Origin of the sequence: Kitasatospora sp. NPDC057692 (assembly GCF_042799475.1) — a bacterium.
Classification (GTDB): Bacteria; Actinomycetota; Actinomycetes; order Streptomycetales; family Streptomycetaceae; genus Kitasatospora.
This window is the reverse complement of the sequence record NZ_JBHVIV010000023.1, coordinates 29,682-53,195: the sequence shown is the minus strand read 5'-3', so window position 1 is coordinate 53,195 and position 23,514 is coordinate 29,682. Positions and strand designations below refer to the sequence as shown.

General features: G+C 73.7%; 21 protein-coding genes. 14 read left to right on the top strand and 7 right to left on the bottom strand.

Going from position 1 to position 23,514, the window contains the following annotated elements; all coding sequences use genetic code 11:
• Positions 1-121: 121 nt before the first annotated feature.
• Together ACFVFS_RS15600 and ACFVFS_RS15595 are read left to right on the top strand one after the other, a co-directional pair.
• The gene (locus ACFVFS_RS15600) at positions 122-925 is read left to right on the top strand and encodes a VOC family protein (RefSeq protein ID WP_380624281.1); all 804 of its coding nucleotides are present in this window, start codon (positions 122-124) and stop codon (positions 923-925) included.
• Positions 922-1,443 carry a DinB family protein gene (locus ACFVFS_RS15595; protein WP_380624279.1) on the top strand — a complete coding sequence of 174 codons (522 nt, stop codon included), beginning with the start codon at positions 922-924 and terminating at the stop codon, positions 1,441-1,443. Before ACFVFS_RS15600 ends, ACFVFS_RS15595 begins: the two co-directional genes overlap by 4 nt.
• 95 nt (positions 1,444-1,538) lie before the next feature.
• Here ACFVFS_RS15595 and ACFVFS_RS15590 read toward each other — a convergent pair whose 3' ends face one another.
• A complete protein-coding gene (locus tag ACFVFS_RS15590; protein WP_380624277.1) occupies positions 1,539-2,282 on the bottom strand; it encodes an ArsR/SmtB family transcription factor in 744 nt (247 codons plus the stop codon).
• A 155-nt stretch (positions 2,283-2,437) separates the two neighbouring features.
• Between ACFVFS_RS15590 and ACFVFS_RS15585 the strand changes: the two genes are divergently transcribed.
• On the top strand, positions 2,438-3,742 hold the full coding sequence (locus tag ACFVFS_RS15585) for a hypothetical protein (protein ID WP_380624275.1): 1,305 nt from the start codon (positions 2,438-2,440) through the stop codon (positions 3,740-3,742).
• Positions 3,739-4,551: an isocitrate lyase/phosphoenolpyruvate mutase family protein gene (locus ACFVFS_RS15580; RefSeq protein WP_380624273.1), complete on the top strand. Its 813-nt coding sequence runs from the start codon at positions 3,739-3,741 to the stop codon at positions 4,549-4,551. Before ACFVFS_RS15585 ends, ACFVFS_RS15580 begins: the two co-directional genes overlap by 4 nt.
• Positions 4,552-4,728: 177 nt before the next feature.
• On the opposite strand, the gene ACFVFS_RS15575 is transcribed toward ACFVFS_RS15580, so the two are convergent.
• Complete coding sequence (locus tag ACFVFS_RS15575; protein ID WP_380624271.1) at positions 4,729-5,217, bottom strand: Lrp/AsnC family transcriptional regulator; 489 nt, start codon at positions 5,215-5,217, stop codon at positions 4,729-4,731.
• Between the two features lie 160 nt (positions 5,218-5,377).
• Here ACFVFS_RS15575 and ACFVFS_RS15570 point away from each other — a divergent pair, with 160 nt between their 5' ends.
• On the top strand, positions 5,378-6,982 hold the full coding sequence (locus ACFVFS_RS15570; protein ID WP_380624269.1) for a histidine decarboxylase: 1,605 nt from the start codon (positions 5,378-5,380) through the stop codon (positions 6,980-6,982).
• Positions 6,983-7,014: 32 nt separating this feature from the next.
• Here ACFVFS_RS15570 and ACFVFS_RS15565 read toward each other — a convergent pair whose 3' ends face one another.
• Positions 7,015-8,013, bottom strand: a complete 999-nt coding sequence (locus tag ACFVFS_RS15565) for a restriction endonuclease (RefSeq protein ID WP_380624268.1) — start codon at positions 8,011-8,013, stop codon at positions 7,015-7,017.
• 325 nt (positions 8,014-8,338) lie between these two features.
• On the opposite strand from ACFVFS_RS15565, the gene ACFVFS_RS15560 reads away from it, so the two are divergent.
• From ACFVFS_RS15560 to ACFVFS_RS15550, 3 genes are all read left to right on the top strand, one after another.
• Entirely contained in the window at positions 8,339-8,725 is a 387-nt protein-coding gene (locus ACFVFS_RS15560; protein ID WP_380624266.1) for an RNHCP domain-containing protein, read from the top strand.
• Between the two features lie 28 nt (positions 8,726-8,753).
• Positions 8,754-9,170 carry an RNHCP domain-containing protein gene (locus ACFVFS_RS15555; RefSeq protein ID WP_380624264.1) on the top strand — a complete coding sequence of 139 codons (417 nt, stop codon included), beginning with the start codon at positions 8,754-8,756 and terminating at the stop codon, positions 9,168-9,170.
• Between the two features lie 341 nt (positions 9,171-9,511).
• On the top strand, positions 9,512-10,717 hold the full coding sequence (locus ACFVFS_RS15550) for a serine hydrolase domain-containing protein (RefSeq protein WP_380624262.1): 1,206 nt from the start codon (positions 9,512-9,514) through the stop codon (positions 10,715-10,717).
• Between the two features lie 7 nt (positions 10,718-10,724).
• Here ACFVFS_RS15550 and ACFVFS_RS15545 read toward each other — a convergent pair whose 3' ends face one another.
• Together ACFVFS_RS15545 and ACFVFS_RS15540 are read right to left on the bottom strand one after the other, a co-directional pair.
• On the bottom strand, positions 10,725-11,432 hold the full coding sequence (locus ACFVFS_RS15545; RefSeq protein WP_380624260.1) for a response regulator: 708 nt from the start codon (positions 11,430-11,432) through the stop codon (positions 10,725-10,727).
• Positions 11,429-12,763: a sensor histidine kinase gene (locus tag ACFVFS_RS15540; RefSeq protein ID WP_380624258.1), complete on the bottom strand. Its 1,335-nt coding sequence runs from the start codon at positions 12,761-12,763 to the stop codon at positions 11,429-11,431. Before ACFVFS_RS15540 ends, ACFVFS_RS15545 begins: the two co-directional genes overlap by 4 nt.
• 276 nt (positions 12,764-13,039) lie before the next feature.
• Between ACFVFS_RS15540 and ACFVFS_RS15535 the strand changes: the two genes are divergently transcribed.
• Positions 13,040-15,235 carry an MMPL family transporter gene (locus ACFVFS_RS15535; protein ID WP_380624256.1) on the top strand — a complete coding sequence of 732 codons (2,196 nt, stop codon included), beginning with the start codon at positions 13,040-13,042 and terminating at the stop codon, positions 15,233-15,235.
• A gap of 483 nt (positions 15,236-15,718) precedes the next feature.
• Here ACFVFS_RS15535 and ACFVFS_RS15530 read toward each other — a convergent pair whose 3' ends face one another.
• Together ACFVFS_RS15530 and ACFVFS_RS15525 are read right to left on the bottom strand one after the other, a co-directional pair.
• Complete coding sequence (locus ACFVFS_RS15530; RefSeq protein WP_380624254.1) at positions 15,719-16,597, bottom strand: alpha/beta fold hydrolase; 879 nt, start codon at positions 16,595-16,597, stop codon at positions 15,719-15,721.
• A 35-nt stretch (positions 16,598-16,632) separates the two neighbouring features.
• The gene (locus ACFVFS_RS15525; protein WP_380624252.1) at positions 16,633-17,043 is read right to left on the bottom strand and encodes a MerR family transcriptional regulator; all 411 of its coding nucleotides are present in this window, start codon (positions 17,041-17,043) and stop codon (positions 16,633-16,635) included.
• Positions 17,044-17,121: 78 nt separating this feature from the next.
• Between ACFVFS_RS15525 and ACFVFS_RS15520 the strand changes: the two genes are divergently transcribed.
• The 5 genes from ACFVFS_RS15520 (at position 17,122) to ACFVFS_RS15500 (ending at position 23,368) form a co-directional block, all read left to right on the top strand.
• Positions 17,122-18,339: an MFS transporter gene (locus ACFVFS_RS15520; protein ID WP_380624250.1), complete on the top strand. Its 1,218-nt coding sequence runs from the start codon at positions 17,122-17,124 to the stop codon at positions 18,337-18,339.
• Between the two features lie 216 nt (positions 18,340-18,555).
• Positions 18,556-20,004: an amidase gene (locus ACFVFS_RS15515; protein ID WP_380624248.1), complete on the top strand. Its 1,449-nt coding sequence runs from the start codon at positions 18,556-18,558 to the stop codon at positions 20,002-20,004.
• A gap of 172 nt (positions 20,005-20,176) precedes the next feature.
• Positions 20,177-20,896 carry a response regulator transcription factor gene (locus ACFVFS_RS15510; protein WP_380624246.1) on the top strand — a complete coding sequence of 240 codons (720 nt, stop codon included), beginning with the start codon at positions 20,177-20,179 and terminating at the stop codon, positions 20,894-20,896.
• Complete coding sequence (locus ACFVFS_RS15505; RefSeq protein WP_380624244.1) at positions 20,889-21,962, top strand: sensor histidine kinase; 1,074 nt, start codon at positions 20,889-20,891, stop codon at positions 21,960-21,962. The genes ACFVFS_RS15510 and ACFVFS_RS15505 overlap by 8 nt, the downstream gene beginning before the upstream one ends.
• 170 nt (positions 21,963-22,132) lie before the next feature.
• On the top strand, positions 22,133-23,368 hold the full coding sequence (locus tag ACFVFS_RS15500) for a serine hydrolase domain-containing protein (protein WP_380624242.1): 1,236 nt from the start codon (positions 22,133-22,135) through the stop codon (positions 23,366-23,368).
• Positions 23,369-23,514: the final 146 nt, after the last annotated feature.

Below are 23,514 nucleotides of genomic sequence, written 5' to 3'. Positions count from 1 at the left end.
TGTGCGGCGGTCCGTCGGGGGTTCCGGCCCCGACGGGCCGCCGCCTCTTTGCGCGCGCGGGCTGGTGGCGGACTGGCTAGGGTGGCAAATCGGGACAAAACCTCACACGAGAGGCTTCGCCATGGCTGTGCTACCCGAGGGAACGCCCTGCTGGGCCGACGCGATGTTCGCCGATCTGGAGGGCGCCAAGGCGTTCTACGGCGACGTGCTCGGCTGGACCTTCGGTGAGTCCTCCACCGAGTACGGCAACTACACCCAGGCCTACTCCGGCGGCAAGGCGGTCGCCGCGATCGTCCCGCCGATGCCGAACCAGCAGGGCGAGGCGGCCTCCGCGTGGTGCCTCTACCTCGCCTCGCCCGACGCCGCCGGCACCGCCGAGAAGATCCGCGGCAACGGCGGCGAGGTGCTGATGGGCCCGATGACGGTCGGCGAGTTCGGCTCGATGGTGATCGCCAAGGACCCGGCGGGCGTCGTCTTCGGCGTCTGGCAGGCCGGTACCCACGAGGGCTTCGAGAAGCAGGGCGCGTCGGGCGCGTACACCTGGGCCGAGGTGATCACCCGCGACGGGGCCGCCGCGGACGGCTTCTTCCCCGCCGTCTTCCCGTACGGCGTGAAGCGGATGGACTCCGGGCAGGTCGACTACAAGATCTACGACGTCCGGGAGCAGCCGGTGCTCGGCCGGATGCAGGCGGGTCCGGAGGACCTGCCGTCGGAGGCGCCGAACTACCTCAGCGTGTACTTCGCGGTGGACGACTGCGACGCGACGGTCGCCAGGATCACCGAGCGCGGCGGGAAGCTCCACTTCGGCCCGATGGACAGCCCGTTCGGCCGGTTCGCGGCCGTCGGCGACCCGCAGGGGGCCGCGTTCGGCGTGATCGACCTCGGGAAGACGGCCGGGGACCTGCCGGGCATGGTGGCGGAGTGACCTCGGACTCCGCGGCGCTGCCGGGGGAGCGGGCGGACTTTCTGCAGACGCTGGACACTCACCGGGGCTTCCTGCGGTACACCGTCCGCGACCTCACCGACGAGCAGGCCGCCCGGCGCACCACGGTCAGCGAGCTGTGCCTGGGCGGGCTGATCAAGCACGTCAGCGGCGTGGAGGCGCGCTGGATGCGGTTCGCCGTCGGCGGCGCGCCCGCGATGGAGGCCGCCGAGCCGGGCGGGGCGGTCGCGTGGGAGGAGCGCTTCCGGATGACCGAGGGCGAGACCCTGGCCGGGCTGCTCGAGGCCTACGAACGGGTGGCCGCCGAGACGGACGCCCTGGTGGTGAGCCTGCCGGACCTCGACCGGGTACAGGCGCTGCCGGTCGCGCCCTGGTTCGAGCCGGGCGCCACCTGGTCGGTCCGGCGGGTGCTGCTGCATGTCATCGCCGAGACGGCGCAGCACGCCGGGCACGCCGACATCATCCGGGAGTCGCTGGACGGGGCGAAGACGATGGGCTGAGCGGGGCCGCCGGGGGGGGTGGGAGCCGAGCGGGCCGCCGGGGGGTGGGAGCCGAGCGGGCCGCCGGGGAGCCGAGCGGGTCTGCCGGGGTCGGCTCAGAGTGCGAGACCGAGCAGGTCGCGCAGGGCGCGCTCGCCGTCCGGCGTCACCCGCAGGGCGCGGCCGGAGCCGATCCGCTCGACCCAGGCCCGGTCCAGCGCCGTCCGGCAGAGCAGCGCGCCGAACGCGCCGCCCAGGTGGCTGCGCCGCTCCGTCCAGTCCAGGCAGGTGCGGACCACCGGGCGGCCGCCGGCGCGTCCGGCGCGGGGCGGCAGTTCCGCGCCCAGCTCGGCCAGCCAGGACCGGCCGCGGTCGGTGAGGGCCGGGCCGTCCTCGTCCGACACCAGGCCCCGGGCGAGGGCGGCGTCGCGGACGGCCACGCCGAGGCGGCCGGCGAGGTGGTCGTAGCAGGTGCGGGCGCGGGCCTCGGCGCTCGTCCGGGTGGCCTCGCGCAGGGAACCGGGGACGGCCGGGGAGGACGGTCGGCGCGTGGGTCGGTCGCCGGGTCGGTCGGTGGGCCGGTCCGTGGATCCGGCGGGCATCGGGAAGGAGGCCAGGTCCTCGATCAGCGTGGCGACCTCCGGGCCGGCCAGCCGGACGTACCGGTGGCGCCCCTGGCGCTCCTCGGTCAGCAGGCCGCCGGCGATCAGCCGGGACAGGTGCTCGCTCGCCGTGGACGGCGCCACCCGCGCGTGCCGGGCCAGCTCGCCGGAGGTCCAGGCGCGGCCGTCGAGCAGGGCCATGCAGAACGCGGCGCGGGTCGGGTCGGCGAGCAGACCGGCGAGCTGGGCGAGTGACATGGGTCCATGGTGCCGCGGGCACGGTTCGGCGGGGGCCGAAGCGTTCCGGTCCTAGCGTGAGGGCCATGGCCGATTCCACCGTTTCCGTTGCCGTTCCCGTTCCTGTTCCCGTTCCTGTTCCCGTTCCCGTGTTCTCGTTCGGGCGGTACGAGGACGTGACCGCCGTACTCGCCGATCCGGCGCTGGTGCCGCCGCCCGCCGAGTCCGGGCCGGTCGGTGGCACGGCCTGGCTGCGCGCCACCGTGGCCCGGTTCAGCGCGGGCGAGCGGCACGCCGCCCGGCGGGCGTTCGTCGAGGCGGACCTCGCCGGGCTCGATCCGGACGCGCTGCGGCTCGCGGCGGCGGCCGGGTTCGAGGCGGACGTGCGGGTGCGGGCGGTGCGGGTGCTCGCGCAGGCGCTCGGGATGGCCGAGCCGGAGGCGGTGGCGCGGGCGGTCGGGGTGGTCGCGCGCTCGTACTTCGTGGAACGGCCGGAGGACCCGGAGGCCGATGCGGCGGTGGCCTGGCTGCTGCCGCGGATGCTGCCGGAGGGATCGGACGGGTCGGCGGGAACGGCGATGCCGGAGGCGCCGGACGCGGGCGGCACGGAGCGGGCCGCCAACCGGATCGGGCTGCTCGTCCAGGCCTGCGACGCCACCGCCGCCCTGGTGGAGCACGCGCGGGCGGCCGGGGCGGAGTCCGGGGATCCGCTCGCCGCCGCGCTGCGGCGCGATCCGCCCGTGCGGACGATGCGCCGCCGCGCCGTGCGGCCGACCGAGGTGGGCGGGGTGTCCGTTCCGGCCGGGGCGGACGTGCTGCTCGACATCGCCGCGGCCCAGGCCGAGCGCCCCGACCTGCCGCCGCTGACCTTCGGCGCTCCGCCGAGGCTCTGCCCCGGCCGGACGCACGCGCTCGCCGTCGCGGCGGGCATCCTGTACGGCGCCTCCGCCGTGGCGCCGGTCGGTGGGGAGGCGGGCAAACCCGGCGCGGCCGAGCCCGCCCCGGCCGTCGACGACCGGGACCCGGCCGGGCTGGTGCCGGCCATGGTCGAGCACGTCCTCGCCCTCGCCGGGACGTGGACCGCGTGGGACGGCCGCCCGGCCACCACCGACGGCCGCACGTACACCCCGCACAAGGCGATCCGCCGGGTCACCGACCACCTCCTCGACCACCTCGCGGAGCTGGAGGCCCGGCTGGCCGGCGAGCCGACCCAACCCGACCACTGGCACGCCTCCGCCGCCACCACCCCCGCCGATCTCGCGCCGTTCACGCCGGTGGACCTGGACGAGGCCCGCAGCCGGCTCACCCGGCTCGCCCGGATCTGGTCCGCCCGGCTCACCGCGCTCACCCCCGACCAGCTCGACCACTCGCCCGGGACCGGGTGGTCGTTCCGCCGGCTCGCCTTCCACGTCGCCGAATCCGCGTACTACGCGGACGCCGTCGGCGATCTCCGTCCGCACGAGAGGACCACCGTCCGATGAGCCACGCCCCGCTCGACACGCGGTTCGCCGCGTTGCACCGCCGCCCCGGTGAGCCGCTGCTGCTCCCCAACGCCTGGGACCACGCCTCCGCCGCCGTCCTCGCCGAGCAGGGCTTCGCCGCCATCGGCACCACCAGCCTCGGCGTCGCGGCGGCGGCCGGGCTGCCCGACGGCGCCGCCGCGACCCGCGACGAGACGCTCCGGCTCGCCCGCCGCCTCGGCCGCTCCGGGCGCTACCTGCTCTCCGTCGACGTGGAGAACGGCTTCAGCGACGAACCGGATGAAGTCGCAGCGTTCGCAGCTGAGTTGGCGGACGCGGGGGTCGTCGGGATCAATCTGGAGGACGGCCGTCCGGACGGGGCGCTCACCCCGGTCGCGGTGCACGCCGCCAAGATCACCGCGATCAAGGCGGCCGCCCCGGCGCTGTTCGTCAACGCCCGCACCGACACCCACTGGCTGGCCCTGCCCGACCCGGCGGAGGAGACCGACCGTCGCCTCGCCGCTTACCAACTGGCCGGTGCCGACGGCCTGTTCGTCCCCGGCCTCACCGATCCGGGCGCGATCGGGCGGCTCTGCGGCAGCCTCGCCCTCCCGCTGAACATCCTCTACACCCCGACCGGCCCCACCCTTCCCGAGCTCGCGGCCCTCGGTGTCGCCCGGGTCAGTCTCGGCTCCTACCTCTACCGCACCGCTCTCGCCGCCGCCGTCTCCACGGCCCTCGCCATCCGCGCCGGTGCCCCTGCGGGTGGCGCGGCCGCCGACACCCCCGCCTACGCCACCGTCCAGGCCCTGTACGCCGACGGGCGGTAGGGGCTGGCGGTAGAAACTATGCAGACCGGTCTACTGATTTCAGTAGACCGGTCTGCATAGTTCGGGCCAGAAATCTGTAGACCGGTCTACAGATCGCCCCGCAAGACACACTCGGGCGCCCACACCTGGCCGACGGCGGACGTCCACCGCCGGCCGCCCACCGTCCGACGGCGGACGTCAGTCGCTGGTCAGGTAGCGGCGGCCCGGGATCTGATCGAAGATCAGGTTGGTCCGGGTCTGCGCCACCGCGGGGTGGGTGGTGAGGTGGTCCACGACGAAGTCGCGCAGTTCCTCCGGGCCCGCCACGCCGACGTGCAGCAGGTAGTCGTCGGAGCCGGCCATGTGGAACACGGCGAGGACGCCCGGCAGGTCGGGGGCGGTGCTCCGGAAGCTCTCGATCTGCTCGCGGGTGTGCGCCCGGAGCCGGACCGAGATCATCGCCTGCAGCGGCAGCCCGATGGCGGCGGGGTCTATCTCCGTGCGGAAGGCGCGGATGATGCCGCGGTCGCGCAGCGCCCGCACCCGGGCCAGACAGGTCGAGGGGGCGATGCCCACGGCCTCGGCGAGCGCGTTGTTCGGTGTGCGGGCGTTCTCGGCGAGGAGGCGCAGGATCGCGCGGTCGGTGTCGTCGATGGGCGCCCGGTGGGCCTGCGGAAAATTCGGCACGTCGCTCAGCGTCCCCGACCATCCCGCAGATTCGCAAGGTGAGGGCGCCTCGATCTGAATCTTCTGCGGAAGTCCTTCCATCACATGATGGAAAGTTCCATCCTGGCGGGCGAAGCGGCCCTGGGCCGACCTACCCCAGCGAACCCGGAGCGCCGCCCCCATGAGCCCCACCGCCGTCCACACCGCTCCGGTCGACGCTGCCCCGGTCGACGGCGCCCCGGCCCACACCGCCCCGGCCCACACCGCCCCGATCCACACCGCCCCGATCCACGTCGACGCCGCGCCGGAGAGCGAGGACTTCGCGATACCCGCCGAGGGGCTCACCGACGGCGAGCGGCTGCGCGCCCTCGACCGGATGGACGGGTACCTGACGCGCAAGCGCCGTCACCTCGTCGGCTACCAGGCCACCCAGGAACTCGCGGGCAGCGCCCTCGACCTCGCCCGCTTCATGCTGAGCAACATCAACAACCTCGGCGACCCGTTCCAGAGCGGCGGCTACAAGCCGAACACCAAGGTCGTCGAGCGCGCCGTGCTCGACTACTACGCGCGCCTCTGGCACGCCGGACGCCCGTACGACCCCGCCGACCCCGAGTCCTACTGGGGCTACATGCTCTCCATGGGCTCGACCGAGGGCAACATGTACGCCCTCTGGAACGCCCGCGACTACCTCACCCGCCCCGGCGCGCCCCGCCCGGTGGCGTTCTACTCGGAGGACACCCACTACTCCTTCGCCAAGGCCGTCCGGGTGCTGGGCGTCGACACCTTCCACGCGGTGGGCACGGCGGACTACCCGGGCGAGTGCCCGCTCGGCGGCGACTGGCCCGCCGAGGTGCCCTCGCTGCCCGGACCGTCCGGCCACTCCTGGGACGGGCCCGGCGCCGTCGACGTGGACGCGCTGGCGGTCCTGGTGGAGTTCTTCGCGGCCAAGGGCCACCCGGTCTTCGTCAACTTCAACCTCGGAAGCACCTTCAAGGGCGCCCACGACGACGTCCGCGGCGCGTGCGAGCGGCTGCTGCCGGTCTTCGAGCGCCACGGCCTGCTGCCGTCCGCCGGCAGCGGCGAGCACCGGGGCTTCTGGATCCACGTCGACGGCGCGCTCGGCGCCGGCTACGCGCCGTTCCTCCGGATGGCCGCCGACGACCCGGCGGCGTACGGCTGGTCGCCCGAACCCGCCGCCACAGTACCGGAGTTCGACTTCGGCCTCACCCTCCCGAGTCGGGCGTCCGGAGACGTCGACCCCGTCGCCTCGATCGCGATGAGTGGCCACAAGTGGGCCGGAGTGCCGTGGCCGTGCGGCGTCTTCATGACGAAGGCCAAGTACCAGCTCGACCCGCCCACCCAGCCCGAGTACATCGGCGCACCGGACAGCACCTTCGCCGGATCCCGCAACGGCCTCTCGCCCCTGGTGCTGTGGGACCACCTCTCCCGGCACTCCTACCGCGACCAGGTCGACCGGATCCGCCGCTCCCAGGAGCTGGCCGGCTACCTGGAACGCCGGCTCCACGAGCTGGAGCAGGAGACCGGCGCCGAACTCTGGCCGGCCCGCACGCCCGGCGCGATCACCGTCCGCTTCCGCAAGCCCGGCGCCGACCTGGTGGCCAAGTGGTCCCTGTCCTGCGAGAACGTCCTCACCACCCCCGGCGACCCGGCGAGCCTGCGCGGCTACGCCCACGTCTTCCTGATGCCCTCGGTCGACCGCGCCAAGCTGGACGCCCTCCTGACCGACCTCGCCCAGGACCCGGTCATCCGCACCACCCCCGCCTGACCGGGCGAGCCCCGTTCAGGACCAGGCACCGGTCAGGACCGGACACCGGTCAGGATGCCGATCAGCGGCTCGCCCAGCTCGACCCAGCGGACCAGGTCGATGCGATTCACCAGGGACACCTTCAGGCGCTCGGCGTCGGAGAGCGCACCCTGGGTGAAATCGCCGTTGGTGACGATGACGGCGAAGTCGGCCTCGTGGATCCCGTAGGCGGCGGACGCGACCTCCCGGACCACGCTGGGCTCCACCTTCCGGCCGCGCCTCGTGTGCTTCACCTGGACCGCGAAGAGCTGCTCGATCGGCCAGCGGGCGATGACGTCGGCGGCGGCGTCGCCGCCGAACCCGCCCCGCCGGCGGATGTCGAAGCCGTCGCGTTCCATCAGCGCGGCGACGAGCCGCTCGAAGGCGGGCGCGGTGAGTTCGTCGACGACGGCGATCGGGACGGTGTTCCGCGGTTCGAACAGGACGGCGGGCTGCTTCTTCATCTCGTAGACGATCCGGGCGGAGCTGCGGGTGATCTCGGCGTCTATCCGGTGCAGCGTCTCAGGGTGCTCGACCAGCGGCGCGTTCCGCAGCGGCATGCGGGGGTCCGTCGCGTCCCGGCACTGACCGTGGCGCGCGTCCCAGTACGCCAACTCGACCTCGGCCAGCCTGGTCCGGAGGTGGACGAGCTTCCCTTCCTCCTCCGCCAGCCAGAAGGCGAGCCGCCCCCGGCAGTCTTCGAGAGGGTCCACCTCGCGGCCCATGAAGCGGCCCGCGCAGGCGCTCATCACGGGGGTCGCGTCCTTGCGCACGAGATCGAGGTGGCTCTTCGTGTCGTCGATGATCTGGAGGAGCAGTTCTATCGACGCCGATGCGGCACGGATCCTCTCCCGGTACTGCCGTGACGGGCGAACGCCCGAGCCGCCCTCGGTGGCGCGATGGAGGAAGGCCAGCACCAGCGGCAGGAACTCGCTGTGCCTCGCGATCATCCCGGTCTCCGCGACGTACCGGTTGAGCACGTCGTTGTCGTCCAGCGTTGCCAGACGGCTCATCAGGTCGATTGTCGGATCACCCACGGTGGCCGAGGCTACCCGCCGCCAATGACAATCGGCGCCGGCTCCGGCCCGTCCGGGTTCCCGGGGTACGTGTTCGGGGCACGTGTTCGGGGCGGAGAAAACCGGTGGCCCGGGCGGCGGCCCGGTTGTTACGCTCGGCGCTCCGCCCGTTCGTCCCGTTATGGGCCCGTACCTCCGAGAGGGTGTCTTGATGTCCCGGACCGCGCCGAGTGCGCCTCGCCACACTGCCTGACGGATCGTCGTCGAGGCCGCTCGGCCTGCTCTTGCTGTCATTGTCGACCTCCAGCAAGGAGCACCCCGGGTGTCCAGTACCAACTCCACCAGCGCCAACTCCACCATCAGCAACACCCAGAAGACCGCCACCTTCACCTGTGCCTGGTGCGGTCTGACCGTGTCCACGTTCGGCGCCGACGGCGCGCGGCGGAACCACTGCCCGTCCTGCCTGCACTCGCAGCACGTCCTCGACCACGTCGAGGGCGGTCCGAGCGCGTGCCACGGGCGGATGTCCCCGATCGCTATCGCCGTACTGCGCACCGGGGACTGGATGGTGGTCCACCGCTGCGTGCGCTGCGACGAGTTGACGTCCAACCCGGTCCTTCCGGACGACAACCAGCTCATCCTCATGCGCATCGCCGTCCGGCCGCTGGCCCAGCCGCCGTTCCCGCTCGAAGCGTTCGGTTCGCTCTGAACCGCCCGGACGAGAGGGAGCCCCGACCGTGCCACGCCAGAAGAACACCAGCGGCGACCGCCGCCGGCAGCGGCCCAAGGACGTCCTGCACGCCCGGGGCGGACACCGGGCGAACGACTTCCGGTGCGTCGGCTGCCGGTTGGACGTCCCGTTGGACGCCCCCGGCACCGCCCACCGCAACCACTGCCCGAACTGCCTGACCAGCCTCCACGTCGACCGCCGGGTCCCCGGCGACCGCGCCGCCGACTGCCGCGGGCGGATGGAGGCCCTGGGCATGTCCGTCCGCGCGGACGGGGAGTGGCTGATCGTCCACCAGTGCCTGTCCTGCGGCGAGTTGAGCACCAACCGGATCGCCGGTGACGACAATCCGCTGCCGTTGCTGCGGCTCGCCGTCAAACCGCTGCAGGGCGCGGACTTCGCCCGCCGCACCCTGCTCAACCTGTAACCCCGCCGAGGCGCCCGGGACTTCACGGTCCCGGGCGCCTCGTGGCGTCCGCGGTCCGAGGGTCGGAGGTGCGGTGGGAGGAGCCGAGGCGGGAGCGGGGTACCGGACCGGCGGCACGGCGGGAGCCCGGTCCTCCTGCCGTCGGGCGATGCCCGGCAGCGGGTCCGCTTCCTAGGGTCGGGTCCGTGGTCACCGCGGTCCGCCCGCGCGGCGGGCACCGCCGTCACCGCGCACCGCCGTCACCGCACCGCCTTACTGCGCACCGCCTTACTGCGCACCGCCGTTACCGCGCACTCCGCCCTCTCCGCGCCCTCGTCGCGCCGTACCCAAGGAGCCTCCGCATGCCCGATCACCGTTCCCGCCGCCCCCGGGCCGGCCGTACCACCGCCGCGGGCGCGTCGCCCCGGCACGCCCTCGTCCTGCTGCTGGCGACGGCCGCCGCGCTCGGCGTGGCCGGCACCGCCCCCGCCTCGGCGGCGCCGTCCGCCGGTCCCAAGGACGCGGTACGGGCCGGGCTGGAGCGCCTGGTCAAGGAGGGCCGCTACCCCGCCGCGATGGCCTCGGTGCTCCCGCGTGACGGCCGGGCCCGCGACTACACCGCCGGCGTCGCCGACCTGCGGACCGGGGCGAAGGTGCCGGTGGACGGTCAGGTGCGGGCGGGCAGCAACACCAAGACCTTCGTGGCCGTGGTCGTCCTGCAGCTGGTCGGGGAGGGGAAGGTCGAGCTTGACGCCCCGATCGAGCGCTACCTGCCCGGGCTGGTCCGCGGCGAGGGCATCGACGGCCGCGCGATCACGGTGCGCCAGCTGCTCCAGCACACCAGCGGACTGCCGAACTTCACCGACGAGATATTCGAGGAGGTCTTCGGCGCCGGGCGCCACCGCTACTACCAGCCCCGCGAGTTGCTCGACATGGGGCTCTCCCGCAAGGCGCTCTTCGCCCCCGGGACCGGCTGGTCGTACAGCAACACCAACTACATCCTGGCCGGCCTGCTGGTCGAGAAGGTCACCGGCCGCCCACTCGCCGAACAGCTGACCAAGCGGGTGATCGACCGCCTCGGGCTGCGGCACACCTACTTCCCGGGGGTCGGCGACGAGAGCATCCGGGAGCCGCACCCCCGGGGGTACGCGGCCCGCCCGGACGGCTCGCTCGACGACGTCACCGAGCTGGACCCCTCCTGGGGGTGGGCGGCCGGGCAGCTGGTCTCCACACCGAGTGACCTGAGCCGGTTCTTCGTCGGCCTGCTGGGCGGCAGGCTGCTCAAGCCCGCCCAGCTCGCCGAGATGCGCACCACGGTGAAGGTCCCGGAGGGCCCCGGGGTGCCGGCGGGCGAGGAGTACGGGCTCGGGCTCATCCGCCGGTCGCTGAGCTGCGGCAAGGTCGCCTGGGGGCACGGCGGCGCCGTACCGGGCTTCCACACCCTCCCGGGCGTGACCGAGGACGGCCGCGCCGCGACCATCGCCGTCACCGCGAACCTGGCACCCTCCCCCCAGGGGTTGGAGCACGCTCAGGCCCTGTTCGACGAGGTCCTCTGCGCGAAGCGGTGATCGGGCCCTAACCCCTCGCCCCGGTCTGCTCGCCGCCCCCCGAACGGGCGGTGACCAGGCCGGACTCGTACGCCGCGATGACGGCCTGGGCGCGGTCGCGCACGTCGAGCTTGCCGAAGAGGCTGGTGATGTGGTTCTTCACGGTGGAGTGGCTGATGTCCATGGCCTGGGCGATCGCGGCGTTGTCCAGGCCGGCGGCCATCAGCCGCCACACCTCCACCTCGCGGGGCGTGAGCTCCCCCGCCGCGACGTCGGGCGGCGGCGGTGCGCCGAGCGGCGTCCGGACGTAGGCGGAGATCAGCCGGGTGAGCAGGCGCGGGGCGACCACCGCCTCCCCGGTGTGGACGGTGCGGATCGCCGCGCCGAGGTCCTCCGGCGAGACGTCCTTGGGCAGGAACCCGTACGCGCCGGCGCGCAGCGCGGCCACCACGTACTCGTCCATGTCGAAGGTGCTCAGCGCCAGGACCCGGCACCCGGGCAGGGTGCGGGCCAGCTCCTCGGTCGCCGCGACCCCGTCCATGACAGGCATCCGGATGTCCATCACCACGACGTCGGGGCGCAGCCGGTGGGCGAGCGCGACGGCCTGCTCCCCGTCCTCCGCCTCGCCCACCACCTCGAAGGCCGGGTCCGGCGAGAGGATCAGCGACAGACCGCGCCGGACCAGCGGCTGGTCGTCCACGATGAGGACCCGGATCCCGGGCTCCAGGGCCGTCACAGGTACACCGCCTCTCCGCGCAGCCCGCCGCCGGCGTGCTCGGCGGGCTCCCCGCGCTGGACGGCCGCCTCGGCCGCCTCCTCCGCCGCCAGCGGCAGCTCGGCCACCACCGCGAAGCCGCCCTCCGGCCGCGGTCCCGCCTCCAGGGTGCCGCCGTGCAGGGCGACCCGCTCGCGCATGCCGATCAGGCCGTACCCGCTCCGCCCCGGGTCGTGCCCGGTGTCCTGGCCGGGCACGCCCCGGCCGTCGTCGCTCACCTCGACGGTGATCCCCTCCGGATGGTAGGTCAGCAGGACGGACGCGTTGGCCGGCCCCGCGTACTTGCGCGCGTTGGTCAGGCCCTCCTGGACGATCCGGAACACCGTCAGGCCGACGGTCGGCGGCAGCGGGCGGCGCGGCCCGTGCACGCCGAACTCGGTCGGCAGCCCGGCCCGGCGGGACTCCTCCACCAGCCGGCCGAGGTCGTCGGCCCCCGGCTGGGGCGAGGCCGGGTCGGCGTCCGGTTCGTCGCCGGCCCGCAGGACGTCCAGCAGTTGGCGCATCTCGCGCAGGGCCAGCCGTCCGGAGGACTCCAGGGTGACCAGGGCCTCGCGGACCACCTCCGGGTTCGCGAGGTTGGCGCGGGCGCCGCCGGCCATCAGCTGCATGGTGGTGATGTGGTGGGCCACGATGTCGTGCAACTCCCGGGCGATGCGGCGGCGTTCCTCGGCCACCGCGCGGTCGGCCAGCAGCCTGCGGTTGGCGTCCACCTCGCGCTGCCAGCGGGCGACCGCGAGGCCGCCGCCGGCCACCAGCGCCGTGGAGGCGAGGGCCGCGATGCCAGACTCCGCGGAGGGCAGCGGGAAGTCGCTCTGGTTCAGCATCGTCACCAGCGCCGTCGTCGCGACGGCGCCCGCGGTGACCGGCCAGGCGCGGTTGCGGGCGACCGAGTACACCGCCACCGTCAGGACGGCACCGAAGTGGATGCCCATCGGGGTCGACAGGTCGATCGCGGACTGGAGCGGCAGGACGGCGGCGAGCGCCAGCACCGGACGGCGGCGCCGGGCGAGCAGCGGCACACCCGACAGCACGAGCAGGACGAAGCCCGGCACACCGACGGCGTTGGTCCCCGACACCTCGCTGACGAGCAGGTGGGCGAGCAGGTCCAGCGTGCCGGTGATGACGGCCACCAGCGCGTCGGCCTGGGTCCACGGCAGCCCGTCCGTGCGGCTCTGCGAAACCTCGCGCTTCTGCGGCACCTCGCGGCTCTGCGGCACCTCGCGCTGCTGTGCCGCCCCACGCGTCTGCGGCACCCCGTCCACGGCCGCGCCGGGGTGTTGACGCCCGTCCATCCTCGTCCTCCCGGCCGACCAGCGTTGACGTCCCATTCTGGCACCGGCCCGCCCGGCCCCGGATGGTCCCTCCGGCCGAGGACGCGCGGACGGACCAGGAGCACGCTCCCGGTTCCGGCCCGCCGGGGGGACCGGGGGCCCCGGCCCGGATCGTCCGCTGCCCGGACGCCCGGCACCCCTTTCGCCTGATGGTCTGGAAACCTGCCGGGAACCCCCGGCGACCAGCCCGACGCCCGCGTCCAGCACGACGCCCGCGTCCGTCACCCGGAGGGCACCGTGATCCGCGCACTGACCGGATTCTCCACCAGACACGCCTGGAAGGTCATCGCCCTCTGGGCGGTGCTGGGACTGGCACTGGGTGCGCTGAGCCCGACGCTGCTCGGCCGGGTCACCCAGTCCCAGACCGGTGACTTCCTGCCCAAGAGCTACGACTCGGCCGCCGCCCTGCGGATCGCCGAGGAGGAGTTCGGGGTGAAGCCCGACGCCACCACGGTCACGGTGCTGGTCGCCCGGAGCGACGGCAAGGCGCTCACCGACGACGACCAGCGGCGGATCGGGGCCGCGGCGGTGGAGCTCGGCAAGCGCCGCGTCACCATGCCGAGGAACGAGGACGAGCCGGCGTTCCTCAAGCCCGACCGCTCGCAGACCCCCCGGGTCGCCCCGGCGATGACGGCGCCCGACCGGAGCTTCGAGCTGCTCTCCGTCGAACTGACCGGCAGCGCCGTGGACGAGGGTGTCCAGGAGGTCTACCGGACCTTCCGGGACTCCGCCCGCGCCCAGTTCGACGCCGCCGGGATGCGTACCGGGTTCACCGGCGGACTGGCCGAGGCCGCCGACACCGCGGACGACAACCGGGTCGCCGCGCTGATCGGCAGCAGCCTGGTCACCGTGCTGATCGTCCTGCTCAACGTGCTGGTGTTCCGCAGCGTGCTCGCCGCCGTGCTGCCGCTGCTCGCGGTCGCCCTGATCGGCGGCGTGGCCGCCGGAGCGGTGGCCGGCGCCGCGATGCTCACCGGTCTGCGGCTGGACGTCTCCACCCCGGGCCTGATCTCCGTGGTGCTGCTCGGCATCGGCGTCGACTACCTGCTGTTCCTGCTCTTCCGGTTCCGCGAGCACCTGCGCGCCCGGCCCGACCAGCCCGCCCGCGAGGCGGCCGCCGAGGTCTCCGGCCGGGTCGGCACCGCGATCACCTCGGCCGCGCTGACCATCGTGGCCGCCTTCGCCACCCTGGGCGTGGCGAGCTTCGGGCAGTTCCGCGCGCTCGGACCGGCGATCGCCGTCGCCGTCCTGATCATGCTGCTCGGCAGCCTCACCCTGATGCCGGCCCTGCTCGCCGCCTGCGGGCGCAAGATGTTCTGGCCCTCCCGCAGCCTGGACCGGGAGCCGCGCCCGGGCGCGGCCGCCCGCTACGGCGCCTTCGTCGCCCGTCGCCCGGTGGTCCTGCTGCTCGGCTCCGTCGCACTGCTCGCCGCGCTCGCCGCCGGGATGACCGGGATCAAGATGGACTACGGCCAGGGCGGCGACTCCGGGACGGCGGCCGCGGCCACCGCCAAGGAGATCGCCCGCGCCCTGCCGGCCGGCGTGTCCGACCCGACCACCGTCTACGTCACCGCGAACGACGGCGGCGCCCTCGACCCCGCCCGGCTCGACGGCCTCTCCCGCGCCCTCGCCAAGACCGAGGGCGTCGGCCAGGTCGGCGGTACCGTCCTGAACGAGAACCGCCGCGCCGCCCGGATCGACCTCTTCCTCACCGTCGACCCGCAGAGCGCACGGGCCCGCGAGCTGGCCTCCGGCCCGGTCCGCGCCACCGTCGCCGCCCACACGCCCGCCGGGACCAGCGCCCACGTCGGCGGTGCGGCGGCGATCTTCGCCGACGTCTCCGTCGCCGTCGACCACGACCTGGCGATCGTCTTCCCGGTCGCCGCCGCCCTCATCGCCCTGATCCTGCTGCTCCTGCTGCGCAGCCTGCTCGCCCCGGTGGTGCTGATGCTCGCCGTCGGCCTCGGCTTCGCCGCCACCCTCGGCGCTGCGACCCTGCTGTTCCAGCACGTGCTGGACGAGCCCGGCGTCAACTTCACCCTCCCCCTGGTGCTGTTCCTGTTCGTCGTCGCGCTGGGCACCGACTACAACATCCTCATCACCGACCGGATCCGCGAGGAGATGCACCAGCCCGGCCCGGCCCGCGCCGCCGTGGCCCGCGCCGTCCGCCACACCACGCCCGCCGTCGCCACCGCCGGCCTGGTCCTGGCCGGCTCCTTCGCCACCCTCGCCACCACCCCCGGCACCGAACAGACCGCCTTCGCGCTGACGCTCGGCATCCTCCTCTCCGCGGTCGTCCTCTCCCTCGCCCTGGTCCCGGCCCTGGCCACCCTCCTCGGCCGCGCCCTCTGGTGGCCCCTCCGCCCCACCCCCCACCACACCCCCGCCCCCACCGCCCCCACCCCGCCCCCGACCCACGCCCTCATCCCCTGACCCACCCCACCCACCCCCTGACCGGGCGTCCGCCTGCCCCGGACGCCCACGGAGGCCCGGCCCCACCCCGGGGGCCGGGCCTCCGACCTGCCGCATGGTCCTGTACTGGGGGCCGATACGAGCCGCGGCCGGGCCGTTCCGGACCATCGGGGCAGCTGCTTCACGTCGGCGACAACTCGATACGCGTCGGTGAGGCTCTGGACGGGATGATCACCGTCAGCGGCCCGATCATCGACCGGACCGAGGCGACGTGGTTGTCCTCGTGCCTGGCCGCATCCCGCCATCTGCGCCGCCGGCAGCTACACGGCACCGGGCGGGCCGGTACGAGTACCGGCCGCGGACCAGCGACCCCCGCTCCAGCACCCAGCGTTCACCCGGATCGGCCTCCGGCCGCGGCCCCGGCCCCGCCCCCGGCTCCGGTGACAGCGGTGAACGGCCCCGCGATCGGCATGACCGGTCGCGGGGCCGTCGACGTCTCCCCGCCTACGCGCCGGCGTGCCCGAGTCCGTCCGCGAGCCGGTCGAGCCAGTGGCCGAACGGGGTGCGGACGGCCTCGGCGGCCTCGATCTGGGGGTTGTGGCCGGCGCCGTCGAGGACGGTGGCGGCCATCCGGGGGTAGTGGTCGAGCAGGGCCAGCTGGTCGCGCCAGCCGACCAGGGCGTCCTGCCGGGTGGTGACCAGCAGGTGGTGGCCGTGGTGCTGCGGCGCCCGGTGCTCCGGCCAGTGCGGCAGCAGGAAGTCGGCTTCGAGCTCGGCGGCGGCCGCCCGGTCGTGCGCCTGCCAGCCGGGCCGGACGTACCGCTCGAAGAGCTCCCGACTCGGCTCGGTGTGACGGGCCATGACGTACCGGAACAGCTCGCGGTCGGCGTCCGGGAGGCGGGCGAGGAGGTCGTCGTCGCGCTCGACCACGGACTCCTCGGGCAGGGTCCGCTCGGCGCCCCAGCGCACCACCGGCACCAGCAGCGCCGAGCCCAGCACCTGCTCGCCGAACCGTGCGGTCACCGCCCGGGCCAGCTGGCCGCCGAAGGACTGCCCGACGACGGCGAAGGGCTGCCGGCCGACCTGGTCCTCGATCCATCCGCCGACGGCCTCCGTCAGGGCGGCCGCCGAGGTGGTGCCCGGCAGCCGGGGGCTGGCGCCGTGGCCGGGGAGGTCGAGGTAGAGGCGCCGCCAGCCCGGGCGGTCGGCGAAGGCGGCCTCCAGCGGGAGCAGGACGCGGTGGTCGACGGTGTAGCCGTGGATCAGGACGATCGGGGTGCCGTCGCCGAAGGCGGTGTGACGGATCCCGGAGCCGGTCGTGTCGTGCGTGTCATTCATGTCGTACGTGTCGTTCGCGTCGTTCGTGACGTTCGTGTCGGTCATGGCGACAGCGTCCAACCATGACACCCGTGGCAAGGTCAAGCGGCGGAGTTCGAGCGGTGGACGCTCGGCGGCTCCTCGGCGGATCGGGAGAGGCCCTTGACCACGCCCAGGTACTCCAGAATGGCGTCCCGGTTGCGCGTCAGGCACAGGATCCGGCGGCTCATCCGGTCCGTCTCGGACTCCAGGGTGGCGAGCATCTCCGCGGTGGCGTCGGCGAAGTGGATCGTCCGCGGCGTGCCCAGGCAGGGCAGGACCTGCTTGATGATCCGGGTCGGCAGCCCCGCGTCCAGCAGCCCGCGGATCTGAAGCACCCGGTCCACGAGGTACTCGTCGTACGCGCGGTAGCCGTTCGCCTCGCGGCGCGGCGTGAGCAACCCCTGCTTCTCGTAGTAGCGCAGCATGCGCGGAGTGGTCTCCGCCCGCCGGGCGAGTTCGCCGATGCGCATGTGTGACCACCCTCACCCCGGGCCGGTGCCTCCCCGGCTGGACCTTGACACGGATGTCAACGATAGACGATCGGGCCCATGCCCACTCCCGAACTCCGCGCCCCCGCCGCGCCGGCGGCCCCCGGCCCGAAGCTGCCCTGGCCCGCGCTGCTGGCCATGAGCACCGGCGGCTTCGTCACGATCATGACCGAGGCCCTGCCCGCCGGAGTGCTGCCCGCGATGAGCGCCGACCTCGGCGTCGGCCAGTCCGCCGCCGGGCAGTCCGTCACGCTCTACGCGGCCGGCTCCATCGCGGCCGCCATCCCGCTGACCGCCGCCACCCGGCACCTGCCGCGCAAGCGCCTGCTGCTGGTCGCCGTCGGAGGCTTCGCCGCGGCCAACGCCGTCACCGCCGTCTCGTCGAACTACCCGCTCACCATGGCCGCCCGGTTCGCGGCCGGCCTGGTCGCCGGACTGCTCTGGGCGCTGCTGGCCGGGTACGCCCGGAGCATCGTCGCACCGGAGCAGCGCGGGCGGGCGATGGCCGTCGCCATGGCCGGCTCGACGGTCGCCCTGTCGGTCGGCGTACCCGCCGGCACCCTGCTGGCCGGGCTGGTGGGCTGGCGGTTCACCTTCGGGCTGATGAGCGTGATCGCCGTGGCGCTGACCGGCTGGATGCTGCTCGCGCTCCCGGAACCGCCCGGCCTGAGCGACCAGGCCCGCACCCCCGTCCGCCAGGTGCTGCGGACGCCGGGCGTGGCCGCCGTCCTCGCCGTCACGGCGACCTTCGTGCTCGCTCACAACGTCCTCTACACGTACGTCGCCGCGCTGCTCGCACCCCTGGGGCTGGACGGCCGGACGGACACCGTCCTGCTCGTCATCGGACTGTCCTCACTGCTGAGCATCCTCGGCACCGGCGTCCTGATCGACCGCCACCTGCGCCCCCTGACCGTCGCCGCCTCCGTCCTCCTCGCCGCCGCGGCCCTGCTCCTCGCCGCCGCCCTGCTCGGTCCGACCGGCTGGCCCGCCTACGCCGCCGCCGCGCTCTGGGGCCTCGGCTTCGGCGGCGCCGCCACCCTCCTCCAGACCGCCGTCGCCGACGCGGCCGGACCGGGCGGCGACATCGCCCAGTCGCTGCTCGTCACCTGCTGGAACCTCGGCATCGCCGCCGGCGGCCTGGCCGGCGGCCTCCTCCTCGACCACTCCGGCCCGACCGCGCTGCCCTGGTCCGCCCTCGTCCTCCTCGCCGCCGCCCTGGCCACCACCCTCGCCGGCCGGCGGCACGCCTTCCCGGGGCGGGGCGGCACTCCCGCGTGACATCGGCTGACGCCGGCTGGCATCGGCTGACACCGGTGCGGGCTTCCCCCTGGGGCCCGGAGAACCGGACGCAGCCGCTGCCGAATGTGATGAAGGACACGCCCCGACATGGTCCCCCACGTCCGCTAGGGTCGGCTCAGACCCGCCCTGAACTGGGATTTTGCGTCGGCCACCGCGCTGTGGCCGCCGCGGGTCTGACCTCCCCTGGAGAACTGCATGACCGATCTGGCATTCCGCTCCGCAGGTCAGCTCGCTGCCGCGATCGCGGCGAAAGAGGTGTCGAGCATCGAGTTGCTCGACCACTACCTCGCCCGGGTGGAGCGGCTCGATCCGAAGGTGAACGCCATCGTCGCCCGGGACGAGGAGGGCGCGAGGACCGCAGCGCTGGCGGCGGACCGCGCGGTCTCCCGAGGCGAGCCGCTCGGCCGCCTGCACGGCGTCCCGGTGACCATCAAGGACAGTCTCGAAGTCGCGGGCATGCGGACCACCGGAGGGTCGACCCGCTGGGGACACCACGTCTCGACGAGCGACGCCGAGTCGGTCGCACGGCTCAGGAACGCGGGAGCGGTCGTCTTCGGCAAGTCCAACATGCCGCCCGACGCCCGGGACTGGCAGACCTGCAACGAGGTCTACGGGACCACCAGCAACCCGTGGGACCCGACCCGCGGACCCGGCGGTTCGTCCGGCGGGTCCGCCGCGGCACTCGCCGCAGGGCTGACCGGCCTGGAACTCGGCGGCGACACGGCGGGCTCGATCCGGGTGCCCGCACACTTCTGCGGCGTCTACGGGCTGCGCCCGTCCTTCGGGATCGTGCCGAGGTACGGGAGCGTCTCGGGACATGCCCCCGGCACGCTGGCGGACTTCGACATGGCGGTACTCGGCCCGCTCGGCCGGCACGCCGACGACCTCGACCTGGGCCTGGACGTCCTCGCGGGAGCGGACCACGACCGCGCCCCCGGATGGCGGCTGGAGCTGCCTCCCGCCAGGTCGGGCACCCTGCGGGACTTCCGGGTCGCGGCCTGGCTCGACGACCCGTTCTGCCCCGTCGACAGCGAGCCGGCCGCGATCGTGCGGGCCGCGCTGGAGGCGGTGCGGGCCGAGGGCGCCACCGTGGTCGAGGGCGAGGGGCCGGTCGGGCTCGAAGAGACGATGGCCCTCTACCAGCCGTTGCTGATGGCACAGAGCGGGCTGGTCGAGCCGGCCGAGTCGTACGCCGGGCTGGTCGAGGCCGCCGCGGCGGAAGGGGCCGCCGGCGGGTTCGCCTCGGACCTGACGCTCCGCTTCCGCGACTGGCACGACCTCGACGAACGCCGCCAGCACTCCCGCCGCCGCTGGGCCGGGTTCTTCCGCGACGTCGACGTGCTCATCTGCCCGGTGAGCCCCACGGCCGCCTTCCCCCACGACCACCGACCCGACCCCGGCTGGTCGGTCCGGACCCTGCGGGTCAACGGCGCCGACCGGCCGTACCGCGAGATGCTCCCGTGGCTGGCACCGTCGTCGCTCAACCACCTGCCCGCGGCGGTGGCACCCGTCGGGACGACCCGGGACGGCCTTCCCGTCGGCATCCAGGTGATCGCGCCCTACCTGCACGACCGCACCGCGGTCCGGTTCGTGCAGTGCCTCGCGGAGGTGATCGGAGGGTTCCGCCGCCCGCCGGGATTCTGAGAGCCGCCCCCGGACTCGCGTCGGCGCCCGCTCGATCCGCCGCCACCACCGGAGCCGAGACCACAGCCGTGGCCGGGGGTGCGGAACGGGCTGGCGGGCGGCGGCGGGGCTGAGTCCGAGCCGGGTGAAGAAGCATATGCCGGCGATACACCGTGCTGCTTAGGCTCCAGGTATGCGCGTGCTGATCGTGGAGGACGAGCCCTACCTGGCCGAAGCCGTCCGGGACGGTCTCCGGCTGGAAGCGATCGCCGCCGACGTCGCCGGCGACGGCAACTCCGCTCTGGAACTGCTCGGCGTCAACTCCTATGACCTTGCGGTCCTCGACCGCGACATCCCCGGCCCCTCCGGCGACGAGATCGCCCGACGGATCGTCGCCTCCGGCAGCGGCATGCCGATCCTCATGCTCACCGCTGCCGACCGGATCGACGACAAGGCGTCCGGGTTCGGGCTCGGCGCCGACGACTACCTCACCAAACCGTTCGAGATCCGGGAGCTCGTCATGCGTCTGCGGGCGCTGGACCGCAGACGCGCGCACGTCCGACCCCCGGTCAGCGAGATCGCGGGCCTACGGCTGGACCCCTTCCGCCGGCAGGTCTTCCGCGACGGACGCTACGTCGCGCTCACCCGGAAGCAGTTCGCCGTGCTCGAAGTCCTCGTCGGCGCCGAGGGCGGTGTCGTCGGCGCCGAGGAACTCCTGGAGCGGGCCTGGGACGCCAATACCGACCCCTTCACCAACGCCGTCCGCATCACCGTTTCCGGCCTGCGCAAACGGCTCGGCGAACCATGGCTCATCGCCACGGTGCCCGGCGTCGGCTACCGAATCGACACCGGGACGGATACCGGGACGGACACCGGGATGGACACCGTTCACCCCGGCAGCACTCGTGAATAGGCGCCCAGGGCTCAGCGCCCGACTGAAGCTCACCATCAGCTACGCCGGATTCCTCCTCATCGCCGGTGCTCTTCTGCTGGCCGTGGTGTGGGTGTTCCTACTGCGCTACGTACCCGACAGCTCCCGGGGGCTTCTCGGGGTGGCGCCCAACCGCTACGTCCTCGTGCGTACGTTCGCCCCCGCCGCGGCCGTGGCACTGGCCTTCCTGCTGGTCTTCGGCCTCCTGGGAGGATGGATCCTCGCCGGTCGGATGCTCGCACCGCTCACGCGGATCGCGGACGCGGCACGGACGGCCGCGAACGGGTCACTGTCCCACCGGGTCCGGATGCGAGGTCCCCGGGACGAATTCCGTGAACTCGCGGACGTGTTCGACCTCATGCTCGAACAGCTCGAATCCCACGTCACCGAACAGCAGCGATTCGCCGCGAACGCCTCGCACGAACTGCGCACCCCGCTGGCGATCTCGAAGACACTCATCGACCTGGCCCGCAGCGACCCCGCACGGGACCAAGGCGAACTCATCGAACGGCTCCACACCGTCAACCGGAGGGCGATCGACCTCACGGAGGCCCTCCTGCTGCTCGGCCGCGCCGACCGCAAGAGCTTCACCCGCGAGCCCGTCGACCTGTCCCTCATCGCCGAAGAAGCCGCCGAAACGCTGCTTCCCCTCGCCGAAAAGCGGCGGATCGCGCTGGACGTCACCGGTGAGAAGACGCAGACCCTCGGTTCCGCGGCGCTCATCCTGCGGATGGTGACCAACCTCGTCCAGAACGCCATCGTCCACAACCTCCCCTCCGGCGGCACCGTAACGGTCCACACCGAATCGCAGCACGACGCGAGCGTGCTGCGGGTCGAGAACACGGGCGGCCGGGTCGTCCCGGCGGAACTCCTGCAGACCCTCACCGAACCCTTCCGACGCGGAACGGAACGCACACGCACCGACGACCACGCCGGGGTCGGCCTCGGGCTGGCCATCGTGCACAGCATCGTCCGAGCGCACGACGGGACCATCGAGCTCGCATCCCGCCCCACCGGCGGTCTCCTCGTCACGATTCGACTTCCTTGACGCCGCGGATCCGGGGTGTCGCGGATGTATGGAAAGTCGCGTACGCCGCCGCAACAGCCTTCCGTCTTCAGTGGAGGTGCGAGGACCACATGAGCGGGTGATCGGTTGCCGAGAACGGTCGCCGGTAGACCTGCACAGGTCGATCTATCGATCAGGAAGGGACCGTGATCATGGACTCGGATTCCGCACGCGGTATCGATCGGCGGCGGCTGCTCGGGTGGGGCGGGTTGGCGGCCGCCGGCGTGGTGGCGGCCGGCGCGCCGTCGGCGGGCGCCCGACCCGGCCGCGCCGACCAGGCCTCCACCGACTCCGACATCCCGCCGGCCACCCGTCCCGGCGGAGCCTACGACCAGTACGTGGCGAGGCTGGCCGCCGAGGGGAAGTTCTCCGGCGTGGTGCTGTTGTCGCACCGGGGCAGGACGGTGCTGTCCCGCGGCTACGGCATGGCCGACAGGGAGAAGGGGATTCGCAATCACGAGGGCACCGCGTTCAGCCTCAGCTCGGCGGGCAAGCCCTTCGGCGCGGTGGCCGTCCTGCAGCTGGCACAGCAGGGCAAGCTGAGCCTGTCGGACACGGTGGGCGCCCACCTGAAGGGCTTCGCCGAGGACATCGCCGAGCGGGTGACCATCCACCACCTGCTCTCCGGCACCTCCGGTCTGCACACCCCGGATGAGGACGTGCAGCGCGTCTTCCGGAGCCGGGAGGAGGTGCGCGAGTACAACGAGCAATGGGTCCGGCGGTCCGTGCCGGTGGCCGCCCCCGGCACGCCCACCGTCCACTCCGGCGCCGATGTCGGCATCCCCGCGTTGATCGTGGAGGCCGTGAGCGGCAGGACGTACTGGGACTACGTGCAGGAGAACATCCTCGGGCGCTGTGGCATGACCGGTTCGGCGTTCTTCACCAGGCCGCAGTGGCTCACCGACGCGCACATCGCGCACCCGTACATGACGCTGGCCGACGGCAGCCAGGTGGACGCCATCCGCAACCTGGACCAGGGCAGCCCGTACCCGGACGTGCTCGGGAAGAACCCCGGCCGCGGCTTCATCGACGCCCCCGGGGACGGCGGCTTCGCCACCGCGCCGGATCTGGCCCGGTTCGCGCGTGCGCTGGGCGACGGAACGGTGCTGGACCGGCCCTGGGCCGAGGTGCTCACCGGCGCCAAGATCCCCCATCGCGGTTCGTCGTTCGGGGCCTACGGCATGCCGGTCCGTATCGTCAACGGCCAGTGGGTGTACGGGCGCGGCGGTGGCAACCCCGGTGTCAGCGCCAGCTGGACCATCTACCCCTACACCGGCTGGGTCGGCGTGGTCCTCGGCAACTGCGACGGCCTGCCGCTGCAGGAGATCATCGAGCGGGAGACGCAGGCCATCACCGGGGCTGTGCCCGGCGACGGGGGTGGTGGCTGAACCCGGCCCGGCGGCAGACACGGAGCGAAGGAATCCCGTCCAACCCGGTGTGCCGGGCCAAGGCCGAGGCGCCGCCCGGGCACAGGACGAGACGACGAAGGCCCGGACCGCGTGATGCGGTCCGGGCCTTCTGCCGGCGGAGGATA